The 5,189-nt window shown below is 41.2% G+C and carries 6 protein-coding genes; 2 read left to right on the forward strand and 4 right to left on the reverse strand.

Annotated features, from left to right (window positions below; all coding sequences use genetic code 11):
• Positions 1-2 precede the first annotated feature (2 nt).
• Positions 3-878 (reverse strand): prolipoprotein diacylglyceryl transferase, encoded by an 876-nt coding sequence (gene lgt, locus OGM63_RS26805; RefSeq protein ID WP_263748765.1) that lies wholly within the window; start codon positions 876-878, stop codon positions 3-5.
• Positions 879-1,266: 388 nt separating this feature from the next.
• Between lgt and coaD the strand changes: the two genes are divergently transcribed.
• Together coaD and OGM63_RS26815 are read left to right on the forward strand one after the other, a co-directional pair.
• A complete protein-coding gene (gene coaD / locus OGM63_RS26810) occupies positions 1,267-1,782 on the forward strand; it encodes a pantetheine-phosphate adenylyltransferase (RefSeq protein WP_263748766.1) in 516 nt (171 codons plus the stop codon).
• Positions 1,728-2,420, forward strand: a complete 693-nt coding sequence (locus OGM63_RS26815; protein ID WP_263748767.1) for an ATP synthase subunit B family protein — start codon at positions 1,728-1,730, stop codon at positions 2,418-2,420. The genes coaD and OGM63_RS26815 overlap by 55 nt, the downstream gene beginning before the upstream one ends.
• A 209-nt stretch (positions 2,421-2,629) precedes the next feature.
• Here OGM63_RS26815 and OGM63_RS26820 read toward each other — a convergent pair whose 3' ends face one another.
• The 3 genes from OGM63_RS26820 to OGM63_RS26830 form a co-directional block, all read right to left on the reverse strand.
• On the reverse strand, positions 2,630-3,232 hold the full coding sequence (locus OGM63_RS26820; RefSeq protein WP_263748768.1) for a DUF4351 domain-containing protein: 603 nt from the start codon (positions 3,230-3,232) through the stop codon (positions 2,630-2,632).
• Complete coding sequence (locus OGM63_RS26825; protein WP_263748769.1) at positions 3,180-3,515, reverse strand: RpnC/YadD family protein; 336 nt, start codon at positions 3,513-3,515, stop codon at positions 3,180-3,182. The genes OGM63_RS26820 and OGM63_RS26825 overlap by 53 nt, the downstream gene beginning before the upstream one ends.
• 116 nt (positions 3,516-3,631) lie before the next feature.
• Positions 3,632-4,978 (reverse strand): TldD/PmbA family protein, encoded by a 1,347-nt coding sequence (locus tag OGM63_RS26830; protein ID WP_263748770.1) that lies wholly within the window; start codon positions 4,976-4,978, stop codon positions 3,632-3,634.
• Positions 4,979-5,189 lie beyond the last annotated feature (211 nt).

Below are 5,189 nucleotides of genomic sequence, written 5' to 3' on the forward strand. Positions count from 1 at the left end.
CCCTAGTCCAAGCGTCCCCCATCTCCATTGTGCGGGGAAACTACATCAGGTAAAGGACGTTTAGCTAAGTAAAGCCAAGCTAGCCCAGCTAATCCTAGAAGAATTCCCGTTAAACTGACCAATTGTGCGATTCTTAGTGGTCCGAGCATCAAGCTATCAGTCCTTAGACCTTCGATCCAAAAGCGTCCTAAGCTATAAGCTACCCAGTAAACCATAAATAGCGTCCCTATTTTCAGGGGTGATTGCGATCGCAAACTCCGAAAAAACAAAGTTATTAGTAAAGCGAAAACCATTAAATCCCACACAGATTCGTAAAGGAAGGTGGGATGGAAGTACTCAAAACTAGCCAACTCTGGAGGACGACGTTCTGCCGGAATGTATAGCTTCCAGGGTAAATTCGTCGGACTACCAAAAGCTTCAGAGTTGAAGAAATTGCCCCAACGCCCGATCGCTTGTCCTAAAATCAGCGAAGGTGCTACTAAATCTGTTAATTGCCAAAAAGAAACTTGTTTGAGTTTGGCAAAAATTAACGCTGCCATAACCCCACCAATAATTGCACCATGAATCGCAATACCTCCTTGCCAAATAGCAATGATGCGTTCTGGGTGCTGGGCATATTCTGCCCACTGAAATAAAACGTAATATATGCGTGCGGCAGGAATTGCTCCAATTACCAGCCAAATTGACAAATCACTTAGCAACTCTGGATTAACATTACGGCGTTTTGCCAAATACTGAGAGAGGCTAACGCCAATTAACACAGATGAGGCAATCAATAAGCCATACCAGCGGATAGTTAAAAATCCAATTTTAACCAGAATCGGTCCTGGAGAAGTAAATTGAAACGCCAAAGGCAAGGCGGAAAAATCCAGTGCCATGCAAAAGTACCTATAATATTTTAGATTTTGGATTTTGCGGAAAGTCTGAGGATCGGTTGTTAAGAAGTTTGATGGTCGGTTTCCTCACTTCAAGTGTTGCTAGTCTCAAAGAACATGGTATTTAGAGGATGTTTCATTTTTTTGTGCATGGCACTTTGCAAAGCCTCAGTTTTCTAGTTTAAGGGTCTAAGGTGTAAAATTATCATCTCCAGAAATTAATGATGCGTTACCACAAAGCCAACAGACGTAGCTAGCTTACGTCTCTACATTGATTTTCACGCCTATATCTAAATAATCATCCTTTATTTCTAAAGTAAAAATAGCGGCTCGTGATCTATCAATCGAGTTCCGATATAATCACCTAAATAACAGTGAAGCATCTAATATTGTGATTGCCATTTATCCAGGTAGTTTCGACCCCATTACCTTAGGACACCTTGACTTGATGCAACGTGGTAGCAGGTTGTTTGAGAAGGTGATTGTCGCTGTGCTGCGTAACCCGAACAAAATGCCACTGTTTAGCGTGCAACAACGCATAGAACAAATTCGTCTTTCAACAGCACATCTACCTAATGTAGAAGTAGACAGCTTTGATGGTCTAACCGTCAATTATGCCCAAATGCAGCAAGCACAAGTTTTAATACGGGGTTTACGGGCGGTTTCCGACTTTGAAGTAGAGCTACAAATGGCTCATACTAATAAAACCCTTTCTACTCAAATAGAAACTGTTTTTCTGGCTACGTCAAACGAGTATAGTTTTTTAAGTAGTAGTGTAGTAAAAGAGATTGCAAGGTTTGGTGGCTCTATTGATCATCTTGTTCCCCCGCACGTCGCTCTAGATATATACCAATGCTACGCTCACCAACAGACAGTATCGAACCCAATCAAAACGGAAGCAACCTAGAACCTCAGGAGTTTGCCGATGGAAACTCCTATGGAGACGTTTCGGGAACGGGAAGTGTAGAAATTCAGCAGGAACTCAACCACTTAGAGGAAATGATTCTTTCTAGTTTCCACATTCCCCTGACCCGACGCACATTAGTGGATGAAGAAAAGCTGCTGGATCAGCTTGATTTTATTCGAGTTTCTTTGCCGTCTGTTTTTCAAGAAGCTGCCGCGATTATCGAACAGAAGCAGGAAATTCTTCTGGAAGCGGAAGAGTATGGACACCAAGTTGTAGAGGCAGCGCAAGCGAAAAGAGCGCAGATTCTAGCTGAAAGCGACATTATCCGACAAGCAGAAAGAGAAGCGCTTCTTCTTCGGCAAGAAGTGCAGCTTGAATGTGATGCGATGATGGAAGAGACTCTGGCAGAAATTGAGCGCAAGCGACGTGCTTGTCAGCAAGAGTTGGAGGAAATTCGGCTTATTGCGATCGCTCAAGCTCAAGAAATTGAAAATGGCGCCGATACTTATGCTGATAGCGTTTTGGAAAATATCGAGCAAAACCTCAGCGATATGTTGCGAGTTATCCGCAACGGACGCGAACAACTGTATCCAGACAACCCACCACAACGCAATTCATCACCAGGCAAGAAGAAGTAAACGAGCAGGAAAGCTGTGTAATTATATTTTTATTATGTAATAAAACAATTTTAGAACTCATACTTGCAGATACTAAAGTATTTGTAAAATTAGAAGCTCCTACATCAAGATTTAATAAAAAGGAAGAGATGGCTATAGTTCCATAACGAGTAAATTTTCTACGTTTCATAAAACTCATAATACGTACCATCTCCCTTCTTTTCTGGTTGTTATATTCCATCCAACCAAGTCACTAAATCCTCTTGGCAATTAAAATCCAATAACGCATCAGTTAAATCTTCCAATTGGGTAGTAGATAATTGACGAATTCGTTCCTCTAGCTGGGGTGTAATCGAACCAAGTTTGCGATTAAGCACATGTAAAATAACTTTTAATTCTCCTTCTTGTTGCCAACTGGTAACTATTTCCATCACAACCTCTTGTTTAACTATTTCAAATTTTGCTATCTCCGCTTTAAAAATTTCTTCCTCAGCTAGATTCAGCTTGAGGTAAATATCGACAAACCCCGATATCATTTTCATTTTTGCTGGATTTAACCGCAAAGTTGCCAACAAGCGCAAACATTCTGATTTGACCTTGGGACGGTCTTCGGGTGCTATATTCATTTTAGCCATGAGAGCGCTGGCGATGGGATTTTCTTGTTGTAAAAAGTCACGCCAGTTTAGCTGGTTGAGTTGAACAATACCATAATCGAAGGTGAGAACTGTTTTATCGGGAAATTCAACGCGATAGAAATTTGTTTGGGTTGTGCGAGGGGTATCAAAGGAAAAAACGGCAATTGGATATACGGGTAATGCGTATTTTTCGTGCAAGCGTGCAAAATATCGCGCACATTCTGCGTCCGAAATCTTTTTGGCTGTAAGACTGATTTTCGATATGAATTAGGAAACAAGTATCTTGTCCACGAAAACGCATTTGTGCCACTAAATCAGCTTCGTATTGTTCTCCTTCGGTGACATCGGTGAATATTTCCTTTTCTAAAAATGTTAAAGAATCGGGTTCTAGGTACGTAGTTACCTGCGGGAAAAATAATTCTAAAAAATCGATAAAGAATGTTGCAATTAATTCTTTAAAAAGGCGGTCGTGGTCAATCATATTCATTTTGTTACACGGATGAACATGATTTTATCAAATTATGTTTTATTTACCTCATGCCGGAACCATCGTAGAGACGTTCCACTGGAACGTCTCTACAATTTTGCGCGAAACATTTAAAGAGTATAAGTGAAATCTTCAACCAACATCCCAGGAACCATACTTCCTCCGAGTTGACGACTTTCGTATGTTCCGACTTCGGGAATGAATTCTTGAAAATTCGTGAAGTCTATCAAATTTTCTCCCCAAAAACGATAGAGACTGTCATCAAAACGCAGATTTTCAATTGGTGCGATGATTTCTCCCTTTTCCACCCAAAAGCAAGCATAACGAGTCATGCCTGTAATTCTACCAGTTGGGCGATCGCTCCAATTCAAGTAATGTAAATTCGATACATATAACCCTGTATCTAAACTAGGCAAAATCTCCTCAAATGCTAAATTTCCCATACTCAATTCTGGCGCACGTAATGACTCATTTCCATTCGCACCGTTCGCATTTTTATCATATTCCTTAGCAGTGCGAGAATTCACCAAGGTATTTACTAACATCCCTTTTTGAATTATAGGTATTTCCGGCGCTGCCATTTCTCCCCATTCATTAAATCGTGGCACCAACCCGCGTTGAAAGTTTTCTTTCAAATTAAATAATCGAGAAAGCTGCTTTTCTTGACGGCATATCGCAGCCAAAGCACTATTTCCTTGTTGAATATCAGCTTCGCTGACACCACCCCAAGAAAGCATCATTAATAAATCAGAAACAGCCGACGGTGCAAAATAAGTTTTGTAATTTCCTCGTGGCAATTCTTTCCGCGAATGTGAAAGCAGTTCTATTTGCCTTTTCGCATCGCTGATTTTCGCTGTATACGCAGTTGAATCCCAATCACTTCCAGCAAAAGTGCCTTTCACAGCTTGTCCAGAAGTCGTGAAAATAGAATAATCTAAGGTAAAAGTATCGGTTGCAAATAAATGTTTTTGACCGCTTGAATCACCATAACCTTGAATTACCAAACCCCCAGCATATATCCCGGCAAAATCTAATTCGGCAACTTGTTCCAGTACTGTTTGTACTACCGCTTCTGCTGCCAACAATTTCCCCGAATGTGTCTCGCGACTGGTATTTGTTCCTGATGGCAATACGAGATACTGATCGGCAGGTAAATAGGGCAGTTCTTCCCTGAGTTCTTTGAAAGCGTTGTATGCTGCTTGCCAGTCTGTTTCCCAATTGCCTGTAAAGGGAAACTGTCGAAAACTATTACGCTGATCTTGCATCAAATTAAGTTCGATCCAACCATCAGCAACACAACCAGTTTGTCGCACTTTGGCGTGATTGAACCGCGTAAATTGACTGCGTTCGCTGTGTAGTTTTATTGTGAAGTGTTCATTGTCTGTTTTTTTATTTAGCAGAGTTTCAATTAATCGATTAAAGCTGATTTCTAAAGTTGATAATTCGTCAATTTTCATGGGCATTTTTTGGGGAGAGGGGGAGTTGGGAGTTGGGAGTTGGGAGTTGGGAGTTGGGAGTTGGGAGTTGGGAGTTGGGAGTTGGGAGTTAGGAGTTTGGAGTTAGGAGTTTGGAGTTAGGAGTTTGGAGTTAGGAGTTTGGAGTTTGGAGTTTGGAGTTTGGAGTTTGGAGTTATTCTCCATCCCCGTTGTCCCCGTTGTCCCCCTTGTC

Origin of the sequence: Plectonema radiosum NIES-515 (assembly GCF_025753815.1) — a bacterium.
Classification (GTDB): domain Bacteria; phylum Cyanobacteriota; class Cyanobacteriia; order Cyanobacteriales; family Nostocaceae; genus Hassallia; species Hassallia radiosum_A.